The sequence below is a fragment of the Geobacillus sp. JS12 genome, assembly GCF_001592395.1.
GTDB classification, from domain to species: Bacteria; Bacillota; Bacilli; order Bacillales; family Anoxybacillaceae; genus Geobacillus; species Geobacillus zalihae.
On sequence record NZ_CP014749.1, the window covers coordinates 1035225 to 1057691 of the forward strand.

The following is a 22467-nucleotide window of genomic DNA, read 5'->3' on the forward strand; positions in this document are numbered from 1 at the left end:
GAGTTTATGCCAATTGGAGGGGTGGCGACGATGGGCCATGAGCGTTATCCGTTTGTTGTAGAAAAAAATGAAAACTTTTTTGATAAGTTGAGCCAGTGGATCGGCGATGTTTTTTATGACATTTTGCCGGAAGCCGGCTTTGAGCTGCGCGACGAGCAAATTTATATGGCGTTTCAGCTCGAGCGGGCGTTTCGAGAAAAAAAGGTGATCTTCGCCGAAGCGGGAGTTGGCACAGGGAAAACGATCGTGTATTTGTTGTATGCGATTTGTTACGCCCGTTATACAGGCAAGCCGGCCATTATCGCCTGCGCCGATGAGACGCTCATTGAGCAGCTTGTCAAAAAGGAAGGCGATATTGCGAAGCTATCCAACGTGCTCGGGCTGGAAATCGACGTCCGGCTGGCGAAATCGCCGGATCAATATTTATGTTTGAATAAACTGGAAGAAGTGACGACGTATGACGATGACGACATCGAGCTGTATGAGCAAATTTACGATGAACTTCCGGCTTTCGTCCATGACAACAAACCGCTGCAGTCGTTCTACCGCTACGGCGACCGAAAAGAATACGCCCACCTGACTGATGAACAGTGGAAAAAAATCGCCTGGGATCCGTTTCAAGACTGTTTCACGTGCGAAAAGCGGCATCGCTGCGGACAGACGCTTTGGCGCGACTATTACCGGAAGGCGGCGGATTTGATCGTCTGCTCGCACGATTTTTATATGGAACATGTTTGGACGTATGAAGCGCGCAAGCGGGAAGGACAGCTGCCGCTGTTGCCGGAAGCGAGCTGTGTCGTGTTTGACGAAGGGCATTTATTGGAGTTCGCTGCGCAAAAGGCGTTGACATATCGAATGAAAGAGACGACGCTTGAGACGTTGCTGACACGTCTTCTTGAAAACGACATCCGTGAAGAGCTCGCCTATTTAATTGAGGAGACGCTGGAGACGAGCACGCGCTTTTTTGATGAGCTGAAAGCGTGCGCGAAAGACGTTCCGGGTTCGAACCGGAAAGAAATTTTGCCGTCGCCGCGTCTTGAACAGTGGGCGAAGCGGCTCCGCGGCCAAATGGTCGAAATCGGCAACGAGCTTGTGTTTGAAAGTGAGACGTATACGATCGATCATTACCAGCTGAACATTGTGGATGAATATTTGGATCAAATCCAGTATTCACTCGATTTGTTTTTGAAAAACGCCGACGCCATTACGTGGCTTGAGTCGTCGCGTCAAGAGGCGACGTTTGTCGTCATGCCGCGCACCGTTCAAGAAGTGTTGCGCGAAAAAGTGTTCGCGAAACGCATGCCGTTTATCTTTTCGTCAGCGACGCTATCGAGCGGAAAATCGTTTGCCTATATCGCCCAAAGCTTAGGCATTGATGACTATTTATCGTTCAGCGTGCCGTCGCCGTTTGATTACGACGAACAGATGACGATTTTTATGCCGACGTTCCGCGCGGATGAGACGCTGTTTGCCAAAAAATACGCATATGCGCTTGAAAAATTGCGCGAAACCGGAGGCCGGGCGCTCATCTTGTTCCCGACGCGTGAGGAGCTTCTTCAGTTTAAAGAGGCGGCAGCCGGCGAACCATTTTCGTTTTTGTTTGAAGGCGACCGCGAAATCAGCGATTTGGTCGCTGAATTTCAGCGCGAGGAAGAGACGGTGCTTTGTTCTGAACATTTATGGGAGGGGCTGGACATCCCGGGGCCGTCGCTTTCGAACGTCATGATTTGGTCGCTGCCGTATCCGCCGAATGATCCGGTGTTTCAGGCGAAGCGAAAAGCGTATCGCAACCCGTTTTGGGACGTCGATGTGCCGTATATGCTTCTTCGCCTTCGCCAAGGAGTCGGACGGCTCATCCGCACACGCGATGACCGCGGCATTGTTTCCATTTTCGTCACCGACAGGGAAGATGAACGGGTCATTGCGGCGATCAAAGACGTGTTGCCGACAGCGGTGAGGGAAGAATGATATTCTTCCCTTTTTCATTTTCCACAAAAATAGCATTTTCTCGCTGGCAAGCAGGAAAATGGCACCTTGTTATGGAAATGATGATACGGCCATGAAATACATAGGGGGACTGAGTATAGTGAAACCAATCGAAGCGCAGTTTTTGCAATACGTGAAAAAAATGACGGGCTACCGCGAAGCGATTGGCCTCATGTATTGGGATTTGCGGACTGGCGCCCCGAAAAAAGGGGTCGAGCAGCGATCAGAAGTGATCGGCATGCTGTCAGAAGAAGTGTTTCGCATGTCGACATCCGAGGAGATGGCAGCCTTTATCGCCAAGCTGTCGCCCAAAGCCGTCTATGAAGAGCTCGATGATGTGACAAAGAAAACGCTTGATGAATGCAAAAAAGAATACGAGCGCAATAAAAAAATTCCAGCGGATGAATACAAAGAGTTTGTCGTGCTTTGTTCCAAAGCGGAAAGCGTTTGGGAAGAAGCGAAAGCGGCTGCTGATTTCGCCCGGTTTCGCCCGTATTTGGAGCAAATCATCGAGTTTCAGCGCCGCTTTATCCGTTATTGGGGGTATGAAGGACACCCGTATAATACGCTGCTCGATCAATACGAGCCGGGCATGACCGTCGATTTGCTTGACGAACTGTTCAGCCGCCTGCGCGAACGCATCGTCCCGCTTGTGCACGCCATTTCCGCCGCGTCCGACAAGCCGGATGTGTCCTTTTTGTTCGCGCCGTTTCCAAAAGAAAAGCAGCGCGCTTTTCTGCTTGAGTTGCTTAAAGAGCTCGGCTATGATTTTGGCAAGGGGAGGCTTGATGAGACGGTCCATCCATTTGCGATCGGGCTCAACCCGAACGATGTGCGCATTACGACGCGCTACGACGAGCGCGACTTCCGCACCGCGGTGTTTGGCACGATCCATGAATGCGGCCATGCGCTGTATGAACAACACATTTCCGAGTCGCTTGTCGGCACTCCGCTTGCAAGCGGGGCGTCGATGGGCATTCATGAATCGCAGTCGCTCTTTTTTGAAAATATGATCGGACGCCACTATGCGTTTTGGAAGCGGCATTACCCGCGCCTTTTGCAATACGCGCCCACGCAGTTCGCCGACGTTTCGCTTGATGCGTTTTACCGGGCGATCAATGAAGCGAAGCCGTCGCTCATTCGTATTGAAGCGGACGAACTGACGTATCCGCTCCATATTATCATCCGCTATGAAATCGAAAAGCAGCTGTTTGCTGGGGAGCTGGAAGCGATCGACTTGCCGGATGTATGGAATGAGAAATATGAACAATACCTTGGCATCCGCCCGCACAACGATGCGGTCGGCGTGTTGCAGGACGTCCATTGGTCCGGCGGCAGCTTCGGCTATTTCCCATCGTATGCGCTTGGCTATATGTATGCGGCGCAATTCAAGCAAGCGATGGAAAAAGAGTTGGATGTAGCTGGGCTGCTTGAAGAGGGGAACATCGCACCGATCCGTGAATGGCTGACCGTTCATATCCACCAGTTTGGAAAAATGAAAAAGCCGCTCGAACTTGTGCGCGATGCGACGGGCGAAACGCTGAAAGCCGATTATCTTATTCAATATTTAGAAGAAAAATATAAGGCGCTTTATCGATTATAGAACAGGCGCGTCAGTGCAAACATCGTTCTTACGCTGTTCGTTTCGTTTTTCTGTCGACAAAGTCCTATTATGTCTCGGTTTTATGCACATAAAGAGGAAGGTGTCCCGATCGCTTGGGGACACCTTCTTGTTTCACCATAATTTGTATCCTTTCGACCCCGGCGGAGCGTTTTGAATGATGTCGATGATCGGCACCGTATAGGCGATCAAAATGAGCGCAACGACGAGGCCGATCCAAAGCTTCCAGTTTTCAAGCGCCAGTGCAGCCCGTTCATACGGAGCAGCTGCCTCGGCGACCGGAAACTCCGTTTCGCCTTTCGGGGCGAAAAAGGCCAAGTTGATCACGATGACGAGAATCAAAATAATGCCGATGAACAAGATGGTGCCGCCGACCGCTTGCGCGATTTGGTACGGAATCCATTCAAGCGCTTGCGGCGAATTGCCGTACGTTGAGAACGCCGAGCGCCGCGGTGCGCCGAGCAGACCGGCAAAATGCATCGAGCCGGACATGAACGTCATCCCAACCGCCCAAACGATCGTTTGAATGATGGCGAGCCGGTTCATCGCTTTCGTCATCACCCGGCCGGTCAAATGCGGAATGAGCCAGTATGACGCACCAAAAAATGTTAGGACGACAGTCGTTGCCACCGTTAAATGGAAGTGGCCGGTCACCCAAATCGTATTATGGACGACTTGGTTGAGTTGGTGCGAGGCGTTAATAATCCCGCCGGTGCCGGCCGGAATGAAAAACAGCATCCCGACAAACGGAGCGAAAAAGCGGGCGTCGCTCCACGGGAGTTTCCGCAGCCAGCCGAACAAGCCGGTCGCTCCCTGCGAGCGGCCGTACGATTCAAACGTCGCAAACATGGCGAACGCGGTCATGAGCGACGGAATGATGACCATGAACGTCAAGACGACTTGCACGTATTTCCAAAACGGCGAAATCCCCGGCTCAAGCAATTGGTGATGGAAGCCGACCGGAATCGAAAACAGCAAAAACAAGATAAACGCCAGCCGCGCGAGTGAATCGGAGAACATTTTGCCGCCGATCACTTTCGGAATGACGGCGTACCAAACCATATACGCCGGCAATAGCCAGAAGTAGACGAGCGGATGCCCGAAATACCAAAACAGCGTCCGGCTCAAGAGCACGTTCACCCGATCCGTGAGCCCAAGCGACCACGGAATGAGCTGGAAGACGACGGTGGCGGCGACGCCAAGCGAACAGACGAGCCATAGCACCATATTCGTCACTGACATGAACGCCAGCAGCGGGCTCACTTGACCGCGGTGCGTTTTCCGCCAGCGGGCATAATGAGCGAACATCGCAAAGCCGCTCACCCAGCTGCCGACGACGACAAGCGCCAAGCCGATGTAAAAGCCGGCATGCGCCTGAAGCGGCGCGTAAAACGTATATAAGACAGATGCCTTACCGGTTAAGATGAAAAACGCACTCATGGCTGTTCCGATTGTCATCAGCCAAAAACCGATCCAACCGGTCCGGCGCGAACCGTCTGAGAGCGCCCCGGTTGTACGGCTGACCGCGGCGAACTGAAAGCCGATAATGAAAAACGTCGTCAGCACGAGTCCAAGCAAGACGCCGTGCGTCGTCAAAATCGTGTAATAGCTGATCCCAGCCGGGAGCTCAAACTTGCCGGAACGGACTAATGTTTGCAATAGGCCGGCGAACCCCCGAGCGCGAGGGCGGTAAAGGCGACGAACAAATGGGCAAGCGCCAGTTTCGCATCGCGGCGATCGACTTTTTCCAACGGTTGTGCCATGTTACTCCACCACCTTAATGCGCGCCGTCATCATATGGTGGCCGGCGCCGCAATATTCGTTGCAAAGAATTGTATACTCGCCCGGTTTGTCAAACGTGGTTGTTAAGCTGTTCACATAACCGGGTTCGACCATCATGTTCACGTTCGTTCCCGGGATTTCAAATCCGTGGATGACGTCTTTCGAAGTGACGTTGATCGTCACTTTCGCTCCTTTTGGAATTTCGATCGCATTCGGTGTAAAAGAAAACGCGGCGACGACGATGTTCAACTCGTATTCCTTGTCTCCTTTTTTGACGAGCCCCGGATGATCAAACGGCGGGGTCGAATCGACTTTTTCTGGATCGATCGTTGTCAGGCAGCTCGGCGGCTGCTGTCCGGCGGCGAATGCACTTACGCCGACGACCGTCAAAAAAACGATCAAACAGCCGATGCCAAACGCAAGCCAAATTTTTTCATACTTATGGATGTGCATACCGATTCCCTCCTTTGCCGCTTACAGGCGGTGCAAAAATAAAAAGTAGACGCTGACCCAAGAAAAAATGACGAAAAAGCCGAGCAGAAACACAGAGGCCAGCGTGCCTTTGAGCGCCGGCTCTTTTTCCTTTTTCGTTTGCCGGGCCGCTGTGATCAGTTTTGCCATGCCGTATCCCTCCTCTTTGTTGGATTCATCCCCATAACAGCAATTCGGCAGGTGCGCCAAACGGCCAATTTCCCTGCTTTGACACTATCATAACTGTACAAAACTGGGGCAACAGTGACTTTTCTCACAAAAACGATGCTGGAAGTGTGAACAAATGGTGACGTTTGTGAAAAAATGATGAAGACGTCATTTTCTCTCGCGGCAGCAGAGCCCGCCAATGTTCTTTTTGCTGGCATGTAACTCACATTTCGCACCCTAACAAGGTCAAAACGAAGGATTTTTTATTTAGTTTTTCAGAATAACTTTTTGACCAACACAACGAGCGATGGCAATCCTTTTTTTACCATCGCTGGTCGTTCCGTATCACGTTACACGTAGATGCTCTCATCCATGCCCAATCCCTGCAGAATCCTTCGCTGGTCCGGGTTGAGGGGGCGATCGAGTGCGCGTTGGATGCGCCCGTCTGGCAGCTCCAGCAGGATGACGTTCACATATTGAAACAGCTGAAAAATCGCCTGTCCCGTTGGCCGTGTCAACTTGCGGCCTCCCGCACCCTTTAACGGACGTTCGGGTGTGATGAACTGGCGCACCCGGCGCTGAAAAACGCGGTAAATCGCTAGGGCCAACAGAAACAAATAGCCCAATACGGCGACCCGTTCCGGTTTTTTGACGTAAATCTCATCGGTGAAAAACGGATCTTTCAAAAACGCGAAGTTCATTTCCACCGAGATTTGCCCTTTATACAGCTTCAAGATCTCTTGGGCATCCATTTGTTGGCCCTTCCATTCCTTCGGAACGGTCGTGACGAGGACAAACCGGGACGCTTTCCGTCTTGCCTGTTCCCATGCCGGTTGGTCGAATTCGACGTTTAGGCGAAGGGTGTACAGCGTCTCCGTCTCGGGCTCCGCCCCTTTTTTCGGCCGTCCGCGCCGTTTTTTCGGACGCACGATCTCTTCGACCGCGGCCTCCACTCGATGAAACCGAGGGCGAAGGGACGCCTTGAGGGACGTCAAGGCTTGTTCGGCGTCTTCGCGGCAGGAGAAGGGGTGGCGCTCCCAACGGACTTGTTCCTCACAAAGAAGCTCCGCTTCTTTGACCCGCTCTTTTTCGAGCGTCTTTCCTTTGCGCTGGTCGAGGGCGCTCGATTCGACGACGATCAGCCGAACCGAGTGGCCTTCATAGGTCGAGGCCGTTTCCCATACCCGATACGTAGCGCCGTTTCTCTCCGCTAGGGTAAAGGGTTTGCTCCACGGGATGTGAGGCGAATCGGCCTCCGCGAGCGCCTGTTTCACGATCCGGAGCGATGAAGGGCCTCTGGTGATCAAAAAGGCACGGGCGGCTTTGGTCTGCGCCAAGGTGTCTTTTGTCATCGCGGCGGAATCGGCCACGTAAATCCACTCATCGTCGATCTTGGCTTGTTTAAACTGTTCGTGGATCCGCGACAGCACCTCAGGATTCCACGCCTTATCCGATCGATTGCCGTCGTGCACATCGCCGTAAAACGGGATGCCGTCCTCGTTGCCGACCAGTCCAAAGCCGATCTGTTTTTGCCAACGATGATGGCGGTTGTAGCCATGTGTGATCTGCAGAGCCTCCAACGAGGCCGATTCATAGGCTCCGTAAACCGTCTTGTCCGTCGTATCGGCATGAAAGACTCGGAGGGAAAGGCCTTCTTTGCGATAAATATGAATCAAGCAAGTGCTGATGACCTTGTGAATATCGGCCTCATACAAGCGATCGAGATGACGAGCCAAGGCATCGTCGTTCAACCAGGAAGGTTGGAGACCGGGACGGATGAGTTTCTCTAAATCGATCTCCTGAGCCCATCGTTCTAAGTGAACCAGGGCTTGCCGGCCGTCAAATAGATTGTAAAGGATGGCCTGAACGGCATCGCTGACTCGTGTTTGGCACTGTGGATCGACGGGGACAAGATGGTCAATCAAGCGGGGGATGTCCAGCTTTTTGACTAGAACACTTATTATATTCAAATAATCATTACGACAGATCCCTTTGACTTTCACATTCATGAGAGAAAAACTCCTTTACATTCCTTGTGTGTCAAGGATTCATTCGACATCGGAACAAAAAATCCTCCCGATTTTCGTCGGAAGGGTGCGAAATGTGAGATGTAAAGCGCCGGCGATTGAACAGGCAATGCGATGCAGCAAAGAGATTAAGCCTATCATAAAGACGCTGTTTGCCACCCGTTAAAGCAACAGCTTCTGTCAAGGCGAATATCGAAACAAACGAATGATTGAAAGTTTTTTTTGTTTAATGTTCGTGTTTTTTTAAAAACCCGCTTTTCAAACACGCCCCCTCATGGTATACTGCTAATAACTGAATCACACTGACTCACTCATATAATCGCAAGAATATGGCTTGCGAGTCTCTACCAGCCGACCGTAAATCGGCTGACTATGAGTGGCAATGTCAAGGGAAGGCGGCAATGGATGTTTTGCGCCTTTCTTTTGCCTTGGCTTAAAAGACATTGCCTGACTCATGGAATGAGTGAGGCCGGTGTTTTTTAAGCTTTTTTTATTGGGGGGAACCAAATATGCGTGAGTTGCTTGAGAAAATCGCCGCTGAAGGGGAGGTCGCGGCGGACGGGGTGCTGAAAGTCGACCGGTTTTTAAACCATCAAGTGGATCCTCAGCTGATGAAGCGGATTGGCGAGGCATTTGCTGTCCGGTTTCGTGACGAGCGGCCGACGAAAGTGTTGACGCTCGAGTCGTCCGGCATCAGCCCGGCGCTTATGGCCGCCTATGAACTCGGCATTCCGCTTGTCGTTGCCCGCAAGCGGCGGCCGTTGACGATGACCGGCGACGTGTACTGCACGGAAGTATACTCCTTTACAAAGCAAGAAGCGAATGAAATCATCGTTTCTCGCTCGCTGCTTGGCCGCGGCGACCGGGTGCTGATCATTGATGATTTTTTAGCCAACGGCCAAGCGGCGCTCGGAATGGTGGAGATCATCGAGCAAGCGGGGGCTGATATGGTCGGCATCGGCATTGTCATTGAAAAAGCGTTTCAAGACGGCGGCCGGCTGCTTCGTTCGCGCGGCTTCCGCGTTGTGTCGCTCGCCCGCATTGCATCGCTTGATGGTGGCGCCATTCAATTTGCTGACGAGGTGATGAGTCGATGAAGATGAAATGGTGGCAAGTCGGATCGCTCGGCATCCAACATGTATTGGCCATGTACGCCGGGGCGATCGTCGTTCCGCTCATCGTCGGCGGGGCGCTGCATTTAACGAGCGAGCAGCTGACGTATTTAGTGGCCATTGACTTATTGACGTGCGGCATTGCGACGTTTTTGCAAGCGTGGAAAAACAAGTGGTTTGGCATCGGCTTGCCGGTTATGCTTGGCTGCACATTTACGGCGGTCGGGCCGATGATCGCTATTGGGGGACAGTACGGGATGCCGGCGGTGTATGGGGCGATCCTCTGCGCCGGAGCGGTTGTGGTGCTCATCAGTCCGTATTTCGGCAAGTTGCGGACGTTGTTTCCGCCAGTTGTCACCGGTTCGGTTGTGACCGTCATTGGCTTGACGCTCATCCCGGCAGCGGTGAACAATATGGCCGGCGGACAAGGGGCGAAGGACTTTGGTGATCCGGCTAACTTGGCGTTGTCGTTTGGCGTGCTTGCGCTCATTATCGTGTTGTACCGTTGCTTCAAAGGGTTCATTCGCTCCATTGCCATTTTGCTCGGCATGGCAGCTGGCACGGCGGCAGCGGCCATGATGGGGAAAGTGGACTGGACAGCGGTCGCTGAGGCATCGTGGGTTCATTGGCCGCAGCCGTTTTACTTCGGCGCTCCGTCGTTTCATGGCCCCGCTGTTTTCACAATGGTGCTCGTCGCAATCGTCAGCCTTGTTGAATCGACCGGCGTCTACTTCGCTTTATCCGACATTTGCCGCCGCCGGCTGACGGATGAGGATTTGGCGGGCGGCTACCGCGCCGAGGGATTGGCTATCATCATCGGCGGGCTGTTGAACGCATTTCCGTACACGACGTACTCGCAGAACGTCGGCCTTGTCCAATTATCGGGCGTGAAAACGCGCAGCGTCATTTACGCCGCGGCGGCCTTCCTCGTCTTGCTTGGGTTCGTGCCGAAAATCGCCGCGGTGGCGACGATCATACCAGCACCGGTTTTAGGCGGGGCGATGCTCGCGATGTTCGGCATGGTCATTGCCTACGGTGTGAAAATGTTAGGCCAAGTTGACCTAACTGTGCAAGAGAACTTGCTGATCATCGCCTGTTCGGTCGGCGTGGGGCTTGGGGTGACGGCGGTGCCGAACTTGTTTGCCGAGCTGCCGACCGGCTTGCGCATTTTAACCGACAGCGGCATCGTCGCCGGCAGCATGACCGCCATCCTCTTAAACGCCGTCTTCCATCTAGGCAAAGCGAGAAAATCAGTTGCCCTGCCGCTGCAGGAACAAAAAATTTCATAATGGTGTTGATCGCTTTTATAGCCATCTTCGTTTTCCGGCCACTGCTCGGGAAATGGGGGTGGCTTTTTTATTGGCGTGTCGATTGACAGAGAAAATGATAGAAACTGGTGGAGGGATGATGGTATAATGGAAAGCGAATAGGAAAGGGGGTGAAACAATGGATGAATGGGTGGAGCGCCTTTTCGATGAGCTGCGGCAAATACGGAATCAGATGGCGACCAAACAGGATGTTGTACGGGTGAATGATCGCATCGATCGGCTTGAACAAACGGTGAGCGCGACGAAAGAGGATGTTGCGCGGTTAAACGGACGCGTCGGGCAACTCGAAGAGACCGTGGCAGCGACGAGAGAAGACGTCGCAGTGCTGGATGAGCGCATCGGGACCATCGAGCGGACAATGGCAACGAAAGAGGATGTCACAGCGCTGGATGGGCGCATCGGGCAGCTCGAAGAGACCGTGGCGGCCAACAGAGACGACATTGCGGCGCTCGACAGCCGGATTGGGCGCATGGAACAAACGATGGCGACGAAAGAGGACGTTGCCGAATTGCCGTTTATTCGGCAAGCTGTCGTGGAAACGTTAGAAACGCTCCATGAAATTTCGGCGATGAAACAAACCCTCACAGAAATGCAACAAAAAGTCAATGAAGTCATTGCCGGACAAGCGCGGCAAGAGCTCGTACTTCAATCCCTCGCTTTGCACTTGCTCGAGCATGAAAGTGAAATCCGCGCGCTAAAAGCGAGATAAATAACGAACCTCTCCTATTGTACATCCTCGCTGATGATCATGTTCCCTCCAAAACAGGCCGGTTTTGTCCGCGCCTGTTTTTTGATTGCAGCAACTTTTTTGGGCTGCGAAAACTAATATAGATGCAACGAAGAAGTTTAACATATCCTTGACGGAAAAGCGGTTGGCCTCTTTTCGGCTGTCGGAGGAAAGCCACAGGCTTCTCTGTCACGCCAAGGCGTGACAGAGGACCGAACAACCGCCTGCTTCACAGACCCATATATGGGTCTTTAAGCGGCGTTGTTCGGTCGCCCGACAGTCGATCAAATACTGGGTAAAAGTTGCAAATGGTAAAGCTTCAAATTGCATCTATATAGAGATCCATCCGCTGTTCCTGAAAAAACGGGTGTACAAACATATTTTCCATTGCATATAGTTTGGCTTGTTGCGCATCCTAATAGAATAAAGAGAAACAGACCGAGGTGTTTGTATGCCGGTTCTTTTATCCGTCGGCACAGCAAGGATGCCGTATACAGCCTCCCAAAACGAGGTGAAGCAGCATGTCGCCAGGCTGTTCGCCGGTCGAATGGCGCGTGCGGAGCGGCTGCTGCAGGCGTTTGACAACAGCGGCATTCATACGCGCACGTTTGTCCAACCGCTTGCCTGGTACAGCGCGCCGCGCGGTTTCGGTGAAAAAAATCGGGTGTACATCGACCGTGCCGTCCGCTACAGCCGAGAGGCGGTCAATGACTGTTTGCGCAAGGCTTCGTCCGGCCCTGTTTTGCATGAGGAGATCGATGCGCTGTTTTACATCTCAACGACAGGGCTGTCGACGCCGAGCATCGAGGCGCGGCTGATGAACATATTGCCGTTCTCCCCTCATGCCGTAAGAGTGCCGATTTGGGGGCTCGGTTGTGCGGGAGGGGCGGCTGGGCTCGCCCGGGCAACCGACTATTGCCGGGCGTTTCCGAATGCCAAGGCGCTTGTGATCGCCGTTGAGTTTTGCAGTTTGACGTTTCAACTCAATGATTGGTCCAAAAGCAATGTGATCGGTACGTCGCTTTTTTCCGACGGCGTGGCGTGCTTGCTTGTGGCCGGCGACGGAGCGGCGCCGACAGCTGGCGCGCCGCGTGTCATCGCCGCCCGCTCGGTGCTCATGCCCGGCTCGGAAGACGTGATGGGCTGGGATGTTCGTGACGAAGGTTTGTTTGTCATCTTTTCAAAAGACATTCCGGCGATTGTTCGCTCTTGGCTGCGCCCGCAAGTCGAGTCGTTTTTGCAGGAACATGGGTTAGGACTTGGGGATCTTCATTATTTCATCGCCCACCCGGGCGGGAGGAAAGTCATTGAAGCGTACGAGGAGGCGTTCGGATTCGGTCCGGAACAGACAAAAGCCGCTAGAGACGTGCTCGCCCGCTACGGCAACATGTCGTCGGCCACCGTGTATTTTGTGCTCGAACAGATGATGCGGCAGCCGCTTTCGCCCGGGCACGGCCTGCTTATCGCTCTCGGCCCGGGCTTTAGTGCGGAAATGGTGCTGCTTCAATGGGGGGGATGATCGTGCGGTTTTGGTTCGTGTTTTTGGCGGTTGCCGGCATGCGCGTCATTGAGCTTCGGCTTGCAAAACGGAACGAACAGTATGTGAAAGCGCTCGGGGCGTGGGAGTTCGGCGCTCGCCATTACCCGTTGATCGTATTGATGCATGTCGGTTTCTTTTTGTCGTTGGCTGTTGAGGCGCTTCGAAAAGGCGCGCGCCCGTCGCGCCGCTGGCCGCTTTTGTTTCCGCTTTTTCTTGTCGTGCAAGGGCTGCGCGTATGGACAATTGGGTCGCTTGGTCGTTTTTGGAATACGAAAATTTTGATCGTGCCAAACGGCCAAGTAGTGAAAAAAGGGCCGTACCGATGGCTTCGCCATCCGAACTATGTGGTTGTCGCCTTAGAGATCGCGCTGTTGCCGCTTTTGTTTCAAGCGCCGATCACCGCGCTTGTCTTTTCGCTTTTGAACGCATTTTTGCTGTCGATTCGCATCGCGGTTGAGGAAAGAGCGCTGGCGGCGCTCACCGACTACCGGGAGGCGTTTCGGGAGCGGCCGCGTTTTTTGCCCCGGTTAAGGGGGGAGGCTGCCATCCGCAAGATGCGGCAAGCTGAAAGCAGCGGACAAATGAAAAACAGCCCTTGAGCCGTCTATGATGGCATCTGTTCGCTGTTCGCCTGCGGGCGGCGGCAGGGAGTTGCCTCTTTCTCTATGTCATCCTGTCGGGTTACGGCGGGATTTTTCTTTTTTTCTATTGGGAAACGGGGCGAAATGCAGTAAAATGAATGTAAATGACATTGACGGAAACAAAGGGGTTTTGGTCATGGGGCATATTGCGATTGAGCGGCCGTCATTGCGGCTGTGGCTTTCGAAAATGATCGACATGCACGATCAGCTTCAGTCCGCGGATGACCAGGAGCATGCGGGCAAAGTGAAGCAGCTCATCGAAAAAGCGGCATCCGGTGAGCTCATTGTCGCATTTTGCGGCCATTTTTCCGCCGGCAAATCGAGTTTGATCAACGCGTTGCTCGGCGAGCCGATGCTGCCGTCCAGCCCGATTCCGACGAGCGCCAATCTCGTCAAAGTGAAAGCCGGTCCGGACTATGTGCGCGTCTTTTTCCACGGCGATGAGCCGGTCGAGTATGAACCGCCGTACGACCCGGACTTGATTCGCTCCCAATGCCGGGACGGGGAGACGATCGAATGGATTGAAATCAGCCGAACGACGGACGCCATCCCGCCGGGGTTGCGATCCTCGATACGCCGGGCATCGATTCGACCGATGACGCCCACCGGCTGGCGACGGAGTCAGCGCTTCATTTGGCGGATGTCGTCTTTTACGTCATGGATTATAACCATGTGCAGGCGGAATTAAACTTCCAATTTACAAAACAATTAACAGATGAAGGAAAGACCGTTTATTTGATCATCAACCAAATCGATAAACATCGCGACGACGAGCTGCCGTTCGCTGAATTTCGCGCCTCGGCCGCCGAGGCGTTCCGGCGTTGGGGGGTTGAGGCGGCCCGTTTGTTTTTCTTGTCGCTGAAAGGCCCGTCACATCCGCACAACGAATGGCATGAGCTTGTCGCTTGTTTGCGCCGGTTGTTTGCCGACAAGGAGGAATGGCTCGTCCGCGGCGCCGAGTCGGCGTTAAAACGGATCGCCGACGGCCATCTTGAGCATCTCCGCGCGCGGCACGAGCCGCTTGAGCAAAAAATTGAGGCGCGCCTCGAGGCGCTTGGCGGCGCCGATGACGAGGGGGCTGCCATCGCGGAGCTCGATCGCCTTGAGGCGGAGCTTGCCGATTGGCAAACAGCGCCGTCGCGGGCGGAGGAGGCGTTCCGTTCGGAGCTTGAGCGCGTGCTGCAAAACGCGTACGTGATGCCGTTTGAGACGAGGGAGCGGGCTGAGGCGTACTTGCAGGCGATGCAGCCGAATTTCAAAGTGGGCTTGTTGTTCGCGAAGACAAAAACGGAGCAAGAGCGCAAGCGGCGGCTTGAGGCGTTTTATGAAAGCGTCAAAGCGCAAGCGGCGGCGCAAATCGAATGGCACGTCCGCCAGCTCCTTGTTCAGTTTGGGAAAGAATGGCATGCTGATGACGCTTGGTTCAGCGAGTGCCAGCAATGGACGGCGGAGTGGGATGAGACGATGCTTGCCGGCCTCGTCAAACAAGGGGCGGAATCAAGCGGCGCCGCGCTATTAAATTATACGGATGAGGTGGCGGTGGCGCTGAAAAAACGCTACCGCGACTCGGCGCTCGCCTTGTTTGCCGAACTGAAGGAACAAATCGCCAAACGGGCGGCCGCCCAAACAGAAACATTGAACGGACAGCTTTCGGCGGCGCGCGAAAAAGTGGAGCTCGCCGCCCGCCTCGCCCGCCTCAGAGCCGAGCGGGACGAGCGCCGGCGTGCGTTCGAGCAGCTGATCGCTGCTCCATGCGAGTCTGCATCGCTTGATGAAAACCGTCTCGCCGCGTTGACGGCGCCGCCGGTCTTCCGGAAAGCGCGTCATGCCGAGGCGGCAAAACCGCAAGCAGCATCCAAGCCAGCGGAAACAAGCCGTCTTTCCGTCAAAGAGCAAGCGCTCGGTCAGGAAGCGGCCGGCCTCGGAGTGAGCGAAAGAGCGGACGAAGCTCGGACGCTTTCAAGCGGCGGAAAACAGCGGAGCGAAGAGGCGGCCGATCGGCTTGAGGAGGCGGCGGCTTGGCTTGAACGGTCCGAAATGCTTGGCCGCTTCGCTGGACCGTTGCGCGACAAGGCGCGTCGGCTTCGCGAGCGATCGTTTACCGTCGCCTTGTTTGGCGCCTTCAGCGCCGGCAAATCGTCGCTGGCGAACGCCTTGCTCGGCGCCCCGCTTCTGCCATCGTCGCCCAACCCGACAACCGCCGCCATCAGCAAAATCGCCCCGCCTGATCACAAGCATCCGCACGGCACGGCGGTGGTCAAGGTGAAAAGCGAACCGAAAATTTGGACGGATGTGCAATCGTCGCTTCGGCAGTGCGGCCATGAGGCGGATACATGGGATGAAGCGCTCCGCCTTTGCGCCCGCCTGGCCGAATCGGGAGCCGAACATCCGGCGCAAAAGCCGCATGTGGCTTTTTTGGCAGCTGCCGCGGCCGGCTATGAGCGGATGAACGGTCGATTCGGGGAGATCGTCTCCATCGGTTGGGAAGAACTCGAGACGTATGTCGCTGACGAAGCGGTGTCATGTTTCTTAGATGAGGTCGTGTTGTACGCCGACTGTCCGCTCACCCGCCAAGGGGTGACGCTTGTGGATACTCCGGGGGTGGATTCACTTAACGCCCGCCATACGGGAGTGGCGTTTCATTACATGAAGCATGCTGATGCGTTGTTGTTTGTGACGTATTATAACCATGCGTTCTCGAAAGCAGACCGCGAGTTTTTGCTTCAGCTTGGGCGCGTGAAAGACACGTTTGCGCTTGATAAAATGTTTTTCGTCATCAATGCGGCTGATTTGGCCCAGTCGAAAGAGGAGCTTGAGGCCGTCATTTCCTATATGAACGGAGAGCTGGCGCGCTTTGGCATCCGCTTTCCGCGCCTTTATGCGCTCTCAAGCCGCTTGGCGCTGGCGGAAAAAACGGGGGCCGAGCCCGGTCCGCGCGGCGTCTTGGCGGACTCCGGCTTGTCTGCCTTTGAAACCGACTTCTTCCGCTTCTTAACGGAAGAACTGGCGGAAGTCGCCGTCGAGAGCGCATATGCCGAGCTTGAGCGGGCGCGGCGGACGGCAGAGGAATTCGCGCGCGCCGCCGGGCAAAGCGAAGCGGAAAAAGCGGAGAAACGGCAGGCGCTTGAGGCGGTGAAAACGAAGATGCACGCCGTGCTTGTTGGCATTGATGATGCCTACGGCCGGCAGGCGCTTCGCCAGGAAGTCGACGAATTGCTCTATTACGTCAAGCAGCGCGTCTTTTTCCGCCTCAACGATGTGTTTAAGGAGGCGTTCAACCCGGCGGTGCTCCGCGACGACCAAGGCCCGGCGCGTCGGGCGCTTGAGCGTTGCCTCGACGAGTTGCTCGCATCGGTTGGCTTTGATTTGGCCCAAGAGTTGCGGGCGACGAGCTTGCGTGTTGAGTCGTTTTTGCACAAACAGCTGGCCGAGCAGTTCTCGCGCCTATTCCATGAGCTTCGTCGTTTCGATGATGCGCTCGCGCTCACGCCGCCTGAGCCGTTTGCCTTTTCGGCGCCGGAGTTTGCCAACGCCCTTGGGGATGTAGACCGGGTGCGGTTTACCAAGGCGCTTTCGCTGTATAAAAACGCCAAATCATTTTTTGAGCGCGACGAAAAGCGGCGGATGAAAGAGGAAATTGAGGCAGCGCTTGTCGAGCCGATCGACGCCTATTTGGCTGAGCAAAAAGAGCGGCTTGTGGCGACGTACGCAGAACAATACAAGGCTGCCGTCGCCGCACTTTCGGCCGCTCTCGCGGAACAAGTCGACAGCTATATGGAGGGCTTGCTTGCCGTGCTCTCCGCAACGGCGGATCATGAGGCGCTCGCCCGCATCGAAGCGGCGCTTCGCGGCCTTCTTTCGGGCCGCGGCGGGGAGGCGCGTTGATGAACCGGTTTCACGCTTGCGCTACATGCATCCACTACCGTATAGAAAAGCGAGCCGACGGGCTGTACACGTATTGCCGCCGGCTCGGCTATGCGACGAAACCGAACTATCGGTTCAACTGTTGGACGCCGAAACCGAACGTCCGGCGTTTGATGGAAAAAGAAGCAGGAAAGGACGAGGACCATTGAGCGAAGTGCATCACGCGATCACTGCCCATGTGCAAAAACAGCATACCATCTTGAAGCAATTTGCTATGCTCGACGCCGAGCGCGAGCGGCTCATCGACGAAGCGGTCGAGCGGTGCCGCCGCGGCGAGCCGTTTACGGTTGATGGGATCAATGAAGTGACGAAGCGGATGAACGAACTGGCCAAAAGCGGCCTCGTGCCGGCGCGCCGGTGCGTGACGCCGGAGATGGTGCGCGAGTACGTGAGCCGGCTTGAAGGGAAAGAGCGGTCGTGACGATGGCGAGCGCTGGCTGAGCGTGTCGGCGCCGCCGGCGTCCTGTTGATGATTGGCTGCTTTCCGTTCCGATCAAGAAACAACGTTTGGCGTCAGCAAAAACAAAAAGGGGGAGGACATATGGCGTCGCTTGTTTCCCATGAATGGCTCCTTCGCCATTTGCACGACGAAAACACGCGCATTCTTGATTGTCGGTTTTGGCTTGGCGATCCTGCGAAAGGAGCGGCCGTTTACCAGGAAGATCATATTCCCGGTGCCGTGTATATGGACTTGGAACGCGACTTGTCGGGCCCAGTCGGAGAGCACGGCGGCCGCCACCCGCTTCCGTCGGCCGAGCAAGCGGCGGACGTGTTTGGCCGGGTCGGCATCGATGAAACGGTGACCGTTGTCGCTTACGACGACCAAGACGGGGCGATGGCGGCGCGTTGCTGGTGGTTGCTTCGCTATTTCGGCCATGCCCACGCATACGTATTGGACGGCAATTATCGTGAATGGAAGAAGAAAGGGCATCCGGTGACGAACGTCGTCCCTGCTGTGGCGTCCCGCCCGTTTCGGCCGCGTCCGGATCGGTCATGGCTGGCGACGGTTGAGGATGTGCGCGCCGCCGTCCGCGATCGCTCGGCTGTGCTCATTGATTCGCGTGAATGGAAGCGATATGCCGGCCTGGAAGAACCGATCGACCGCCGAGCCGGCCGCATCCCAGGAGCGGTGCACCGGTTTTGGAAAGACGGAATGACGGAAGGCGGCTACTGGAAAAGCGCTGTCGAGCAGGCGGCTCGGTTTGCCGATTTTGACCGTGGGCAGCCGCTGATCGTTTACTGTGGTTCCGGCGTCACCGCCTGCCCGAACGTGTTGGCGCTCCACGAAGCTGGTTATCACAACGTTCGGCTGTACGTCGGCAGTTTCAGCGACTGGATTTCCTATCCGGACAACCCGATTGAAACGGGTGACCCGTCATCCGATGCTTAGTTTTCTCCGATTCGGGCTGAAACATCATTCGACGCCTCAGTGTTGTCGGATGGAACCGTTGTTTCCTTTTCGTTTTCTTTTTTCGGTCCGCATGAGGGTCGAAGCGTTGTTGATTTTCAACGATTTTCACCTAGTGTTTGTTTCGCTTTTCTTCCATTGTTTCGGCCGTCGGTTGAAGCCGCTGTATGCATAGTTTTTTGGCCGCCGGCGGATACTATAGGTGAACCGACGGAAGCAGAGGAGGAGACGCATGGGCCGGACAAAGCTTGGCAATGCCAATGCCCAACGAAACAACAACGCGAAGAAGAAAAACGGCTTTAACGAATGGAGGAGCGAATTCGCTTCGTACGCAGAAGTCGAAGCGGAGAAAATGAAAAACGATCATCAAAACATCCGATCATGATGAGGGCGCGCCCCTCTTTTTTTCGTTTTAAGCACGATGGTTGGCAAATGGCAAACGTATGTGCTATAATCGTGGACAGAGCGGCGGGAGGCGCCGGTAGGGAGGGGACAACGTGCGGAAATGGCTAGTCATTCTTTTGTTCTTGGCTGTCGCCGGCTATGGCCTTTGGAATGTGATGGCAGCTGACAAACCGAATGAAGCAAACGGAGCCGGTCCGGAAGTGGGTCAGACGGCTCCCGACTTGACCTTGCCGGCGCTTGGGGGCCAGTCGGTTAAGTTGTCGGCGCTGCGCGGCAAAGCGGTCGTCCTCAACTTTTGGACGTCGTGGTGCCCGCCGTGCAAAAAGGAAATGCCGGAGCTTGCCAAGTTTTACGAGCGGCATGGCCGCGAAGTTGCGCTCCTTGCCGTTCATTTGACGACGCAAGATACGTTGGACAACGCTGAGCGGTTTGCGAAAGCGAACAGGCTCATATTTCCAGTCGGCCTCGATGTGCGCGGCGAAGCGCTTCGTCAATATCGAATCCAAACGATTCCAACGACGTATATTATCGATCCAAACGGCGTCATTCGGCGAAAAATTGTCGGCCCGGTGACGGCGAAGCGGCTCGAGCAGGAAACAGCGCTTTTTCGTTGAGCAGATGGCTGCAGCGAAAGGCGCTTTCTTCGTGGTTCGTTATTTTTCAAAAAGTTGTCATAATTTTTATCTTTTTTGGGCATGAATAAGATTACAATAAAAGTGAGGGGAGGTTGAAGCGATGAGACGATCCCGCAAAATGACTCTCCAAGAACTGATCAGCGAGAACAAACGGCAATTGTTGAACGATCGGGAAGCGCTCGAAAAAATCGAGAAAAAGCTGGAAGAGCGGATGCTCAAAAAAGCAGAATGACCCATGCATAGCGGTTCTCCGGGCGGACAGACTAGATGGCGAGGAGGCGAAGACAATGAGCAATCCGAAAGGAAGCCGCAAGCATTTCGTGCCGAACCATATCGGCACACAGCCTCGCGCCGCAGGAGGAAACAAGGGCAAACAAATGCAAGACCAGTCCGGCCAGCACGCCCAAGTCATCCAAACGAAGGGCGAATAGCCGGAAACTCGCGCAAAGGAGGAAGCATTCATGCCGCGTCCGAAACCGGATGACCGCAGCGACAATGTGGAAAAGCTGCAAGAAATGGTGCAAAACACCATTGAGAACATAGAAAAAGCCGAAGAAACGATGCAGTTTGCGTCGCCGGAGGAGCAGGAGAAGATCCGGGCGAAAAACCGCCGCCGCGAAGAAGCGATCGCGGCCATGCGCGCGGAAATTAAAGACGAAGCCGCTGCACGGGAGCACGGCTACCAGTAAACGAAGCAGCCCTCATGCGGGGGCGGCTTCGTTTTTTTGTCTACCGCTTGAGCGAGCCGACGGGCGAATGGTAACATAGAAGAGGAGGCCCGGTAAAAAATGGAGGGAGAACGAACGTGAAAGTGGCAGAAAAACAAATTGAAGTGCGTTATGCGGAAACAGACCAAATGGGCGTCGTCTACCACGCGAACTATTTAGTTTGGATGGAAGTCGGGCGCACGGAATTGATCAAACAGCTTGGCTTTCATTATGCTGACATGGAGAAAGAAGGCATCATTTCGCCTGTTGTCGATTTGCAAGTGTCGTACAAAAAGCCGCTTCGTTATGGGGAAACCGCGACTGTCCGCACATGGATTGACGCCTATGACGGCATCCGCGTGACATACGGCTACGAGATTCTCGCCCCGGACGGCGAGGTGGCGGTGACCGGAAAGTCGCAGCACGTTTGCGTCAAGCGCGATACGTTTCGGCCGATCGTGATCCGCAAATATTTTCCTGACTGGCATGAAGCATATGAGCGGGCGAAGCGGTAAAGGGGAGCGGTGCGATGGCGTTTGGCATCCGCCGACATGAGCTCGCGGCATGGAAAGAGAAAGTGAAGCGCGGTGAAATCGCCTTTTTGACCCACTATTGGTACGACGAACGGTTTCCGCATTGCACGACAGTGACGAAAGTCGGCTGCGCCGATGTCGAAAAACTCGCCGCTTGGGGCCGGCAGTACGGGCTGAAGGAAGAGTGGATCGACCGGCGCGGTGAGTTTCCGCATTTCGATTTGCTCGGTGAGACGCAAACGCGCATTTTGCAGCAGGAAGGACGGCTGTTTGAACTGGAACGATTCACGAAACGGGGGAAGAAGGAATGATGATCGATTTGGCCGTTGTGAAGGAAATGTCGAAACATACGTTGATCGATACGCTCGGCATCGAAATTGTTGAGATTGGCGAAGGCCGCGTCGTCGCGACGATGCCGGTCGACTGGCGCACGCACCAGCCGGCTGGGCTGCTGCATGGCGGCGCCTCAGTCGCCTTAGCGGAGACGGTCGCCAGCATCGGCGCGTACGCGCTTGTGGACCCCAACACGGAAAACGTCGTTGGATTGGAAATCAACGCCAATCACGTCCGCGCCGTTCGCCGCGGGACGGTGACGGCGACAGGGACGGTGTTGCACCGCGGCCGGACGACGATGGTGTGGGATGTGCGCATTACGGACGAACAAGGGGAGCTCGTCTGCATCTCCCGCTGCACGATCGCCATTATTCGAAAAAGCTAGCGTCACGGCTAGCTTTTTTCGCTGGTTAATGGAGCAAAAACACCGGTTCGCCGCTTTTTTCGTCCAAATCAACCGTCAAATCGCGGCCGTCAAAATACCATTGGTCGCTGTCTTCGACAAAAAACGTCACGCCGTCAACCGTCGTCTGCGCCGCCGGCTTGTCGACCAGTTCGTCTTTGGCCATGCCAAGCGAAAACCCTTTTTGCACGGTGCTGCACCCGCCGTAGCGGGCAAAAAAGCGGATCGCATCGCCCGGCTTCAGCCCGAGCTCCCGCTTGTACCAATCAAACGCTTTTTTTGTAATCATGATGTTCATGGCTTCCCCTCCTCACTTGTTTATTATAAGTGAATGGACGGCGCCGGTAAAACGATTGTGTGAACATTAGCTGACAATTTTAGGATAAAGCGCTTTCCATAAAGTGGCGGTGTCCTTGTTTTCATCGGTTGGAGTAAAACGCTGGCTGGCGGCAAACAGTAAAAGCGAAGGGGGTGAGGGCGGTGGGCAAAAAGCGGACGTTTCCGCTCAGCTACGAATCCGACGGACTGATGGGGAAAAGCAATGAAAAGCATCCGCGCCGCTCGGACAGCCGGCAAACGGGCAAACAAGCGCCTGATTTTTTCAACACGACGCCATCGAGCGAATAAAAAAGCCGAATCGAGCGGGCGATGGTTGAACATCGCGCTGTTTTGTGAATAAAGTAGCCAGTAGGCTGCTTTTTTTATGGCACCTACTA

Annotated in this window: 24 protein-coding genes, 2 pseudogenes and 1 riboswitch; of the genes and pseudogenes, 20 read left to right on the forward strand and 6 right to left on the reverse strand. The window is 54.8% G+C overall.

Annotation, left to right across the window (positions count from 1 at the left end):
• Window positions 1–30 precede the first annotated feature (30 nt).
• Together A0V43_RS05090 and A0V43_RS05095 are read left to right on the forward strand one after the other, a co-directional pair.
• Window positions 31–1968 (forward strand): ATP-dependent DNA helicase, encoded by a 1938-nt coding sequence (locus tag A0V43_RS05090; RefSeq protein ID WP_063192543.1) that lies wholly within the window; start codon window positions 31–33, stop codon window positions 1966–1968.
• A 118-nt stretch (window positions 1969–2086) separates the two neighbouring features.
• Window positions 2087–3589, forward strand: a complete 1503-nt coding sequence (locus A0V43_RS05095) for a carboxypeptidase M32 (RefSeq protein WP_269465483.1) — start codon at window positions 2087–2089, stop codon at window positions 3587–3589.
• 132 nt (window positions 3590–3721) lie between these two features.
• Here the strand turns inward: A0V43_RS05095 and A0V43_RS05100 are convergent.
• The 5 genes and pseudogenes from A0V43_RS05100 to A0V43_RS05115 all read right to left on the reverse strand — a co-directional run bounded on the left by A0V43_RS05100 (window position 3722) and on the right by A0V43_RS05115 (window position 8037).
• Window positions 3722–5370, reverse strand: a pseudogene (locus A0V43_RS05100) (b(o/a)3-type cytochrome-c oxidase subunit 1).
• A 1-nt stretch (window position 5371) separates the two neighbouring features.
• Complete coding sequence (locus A0V43_RS05105) at window positions 5372–5842, reverse strand: cytochrome c oxidase subunit II (protein ID WP_011231043.1); 471 nt, start codon at window positions 5840–5842, stop codon at window positions 5372–5374.
• Between the two features lie 21 nt (window positions 5843–5863).
• Window positions 5864–6010: a cytochrome c oxidase subunit 2A gene (locus A0V43_RS05110; RefSeq protein WP_013145460.1), complete on the reverse strand. Its 147-nt coding sequence runs from the start codon at window positions 6008–6010 to the stop codon at window positions 5864–5866.
• Window positions 5998–6255: a hypothetical protein gene (locus A0V43_RS18685; protein ID WP_128577980.1), complete on the reverse strand. Its 258-nt coding sequence runs from the start codon at window positions 6253–6255 to the stop codon at window positions 5998–6000. The genes A0V43_RS05110 and A0V43_RS18685 overlap by 13 nt, the downstream gene beginning before the upstream one ends.
• Window positions 6256–6378: 123 nt before the next feature.
• Complete coding sequence (locus A0V43_RS05115) at window positions 6379–8037, reverse strand: IS1634 family transposase (protein WP_063192544.1); 1659 nt, start codon at window positions 8035–8037, stop codon at window positions 6379–6381.
• A gap of 309 nt (window positions 8038–8346) precedes the next feature.
• Window positions 8347–8448: riboswitch (purine riboswitch) on the forward strand.
• A 116-nt stretch (window positions 8449–8564) separates the two neighbouring features.
• Between A0V43_RS05115 and A0V43_RS05120 the strand changes: the two genes are divergently transcribed.
• The 17 genes and pseudogenes from A0V43_RS05120 to A0V43_RS05190 all read left to right on the forward strand — a co-directional run bounded on the left by A0V43_RS05120 (window position 8565) and on the right by A0V43_RS05190 (window position 21733).
• Window positions 8565–9152, forward strand: coding sequence for a xanthine phosphoribosyltransferase (locus A0V43_RS05120; protein ID WP_063192545.1), 588 nt, complete (start codon window positions 8565–8567; stop codon window positions 9150–9152).
• A complete protein-coding gene (locus A0V43_RS05125; protein WP_063192546.1) occupies window positions 9149–10456 on the forward strand; it encodes a nucleobase:cation symporter-2 family protein in 1308 nt (435 codons plus the stop codon). The genes A0V43_RS05120 and A0V43_RS05125 overlap by 4 nt, the downstream gene beginning before the upstream one ends.
• Before the next feature lie 157 nt (window positions 10457–10613).
• Window positions 10614–11204: a coiled-coil domain-containing protein gene (locus A0V43_RS05130; RefSeq protein ID WP_063192547.1), complete on the forward strand. Its 591-nt coding sequence runs from the start codon at window positions 10614–10616 to the stop codon at window positions 11202–11204.
• A 469-nt stretch (window positions 11205–11673) separates the two neighbouring features.
• Window positions 11674–12741, forward strand: coding sequence for a type III polyketide synthase (locus tag A0V43_RS05135; RefSeq protein WP_063192548.1), 1068 nt, complete (start codon window positions 11674–11676; stop codon window positions 12739–12741).
• The gene (locus A0V43_RS05140; protein ID WP_063193811.1) at window positions 12738–13361 is read left to right on the forward strand and encodes an isoprenylcysteine carboxyl methyltransferase family protein; all 624 of its coding nucleotides are present in this window, start codon (window positions 12738–12740) and stop codon (window positions 13359–13361) included. The genes A0V43_RS05135 and A0V43_RS05140 overlap by 4 nt, the downstream gene beginning before the upstream one ends.
• A 178-nt stretch (window positions 13362–13539) precedes the next feature.
• A pseudogene (locus A0V43_RS05145) lies at window positions 13540–17288 on the forward strand (dynamin family protein).
• Entirely contained in the window at window positions 17288–17476 is a 189-nt protein-coding gene (locus A0V43_RS05150) for a hypothetical protein (protein WP_013145453.1), read from the forward strand. Before A0V43_RS05145 ends, A0V43_RS05150 begins: the two are co-directional and overlap by 1 nt.
• Window positions 17473–17748, forward strand: coding sequence for a YpbS family protein (locus A0V43_RS05155; RefSeq protein ID WP_015374729.1), 276 nt, complete (start codon window positions 17473–17475; stop codon window positions 17746–17748). The genes A0V43_RS05150 and A0V43_RS05155 overlap by 4 nt, the downstream gene beginning before the upstream one ends.
• A gap of 120 nt (window positions 17749–17868) precedes the next feature.
• The gene (locus A0V43_RS05160) at window positions 17869–18717 is read left to right on the forward strand and encodes a sulfurtransferase (RefSeq protein ID WP_015374730.1); all 849 of its coding nucleotides are present in this window, start codon (window positions 17869–17871) and stop codon (window positions 18715–18717) included.
• A gap of 250 nt (window positions 18718–18967) precedes the next feature.
• Window positions 18968–19120 carry a hypothetical protein gene (locus A0V43_RS19705; protein ID WP_164834608.1) on the forward strand — a complete coding sequence of 51 codons (153 nt, stop codon included), beginning with the start codon at window positions 18968–18970 and terminating at the stop codon, window positions 19118–19120.
• 112 nt (window positions 19121–19232) lie between these two features.
• Window positions 19233–19754: a TlpA family protein disulfide reductase gene (locus tag A0V43_RS05165; RefSeq protein ID WP_063192549.1), complete on the forward strand. Its 522-nt coding sequence runs from the start codon at window positions 19233–19235 to the stop codon at window positions 19752–19754.
• A gap of 121 nt (window positions 19755–19875) precedes the next feature.
• Entirely contained in the window at window positions 19876–20007 is a 132-nt protein-coding gene (locus A0V43_RS18695) for an FbpB family small basic protein (protein ID WP_011231055.1), read from the forward strand.
• Window positions 20008–20062: 55 nt separating this feature from the next.
• Window positions 20063–20206: an acid-soluble spore protein N gene (locus A0V43_RS05170; RefSeq protein WP_011231056.1), complete on the forward strand. Its 144-nt coding sequence runs from the start codon at window positions 20063–20065 to the stop codon at window positions 20204–20206.
• Between the two features lie 30 nt (window positions 20207–20236).
• A complete protein-coding gene (gene tlp, locus A0V43_RS05175; RefSeq protein ID WP_013145449.1) occupies window positions 20237–20464 on the forward strand; it encodes a small acid-soluble spore protein Tlp in 228 nt (75 codons plus the stop codon).
• A gap of 116 nt (window positions 20465–20580) precedes the next feature.
• Window positions 20581–20997 (forward strand): acyl-CoA thioesterase, encoded by a 417-nt coding sequence (locus tag A0V43_RS05180; RefSeq protein WP_013145448.1) that lies wholly within the window; start codon window positions 20581–20583, stop codon window positions 20995–20997.
• Window positions 20998–21011: 14 nt separating this feature from the next.
• Window positions 21012–21326 carry a hypothetical protein gene (locus tag A0V43_RS05185; RefSeq protein WP_011231059.1) on the forward strand — a complete coding sequence of 105 codons (315 nt, stop codon included), beginning with the start codon at window positions 21012–21014 and terminating at the stop codon, window positions 21324–21326.
• Window positions 21326–21733 (forward strand): PaaI family thioesterase, encoded by a 408-nt coding sequence (locus A0V43_RS05190; RefSeq protein ID WP_015374733.1) that lies wholly within the window; start codon window positions 21326–21328, stop codon window positions 21731–21733. Before A0V43_RS05185 ends, A0V43_RS05190 begins: the two co-directional genes overlap by 1 nt.
• Window positions 21734–21758: 25 nt before the next feature.
• On the opposite strand, the gene A0V43_RS05195 is transcribed toward A0V43_RS05190, so the two are convergent.
• Entirely contained in the window at window positions 21759–22049 is a 291-nt protein-coding gene (locus A0V43_RS05195; protein WP_015374734.1) for a HesB/YadR/YfhF family protein, read from the reverse strand.
• A gap of 182 nt (window positions 22050–22231) precedes the next feature.
• On the opposite strand from A0V43_RS05195, the gene A0V43_RS19710 reads away from it, so the two are divergent.
• Window positions 22232–22378 (forward strand): hypothetical protein, encoded by a 147-nt coding sequence (locus A0V43_RS19710; protein ID WP_013145445.1) that lies wholly within the window; start codon window positions 22232–22234, stop codon window positions 22376–22378.
• Window positions 22379–22467 lie beyond the last annotated feature (89 nt).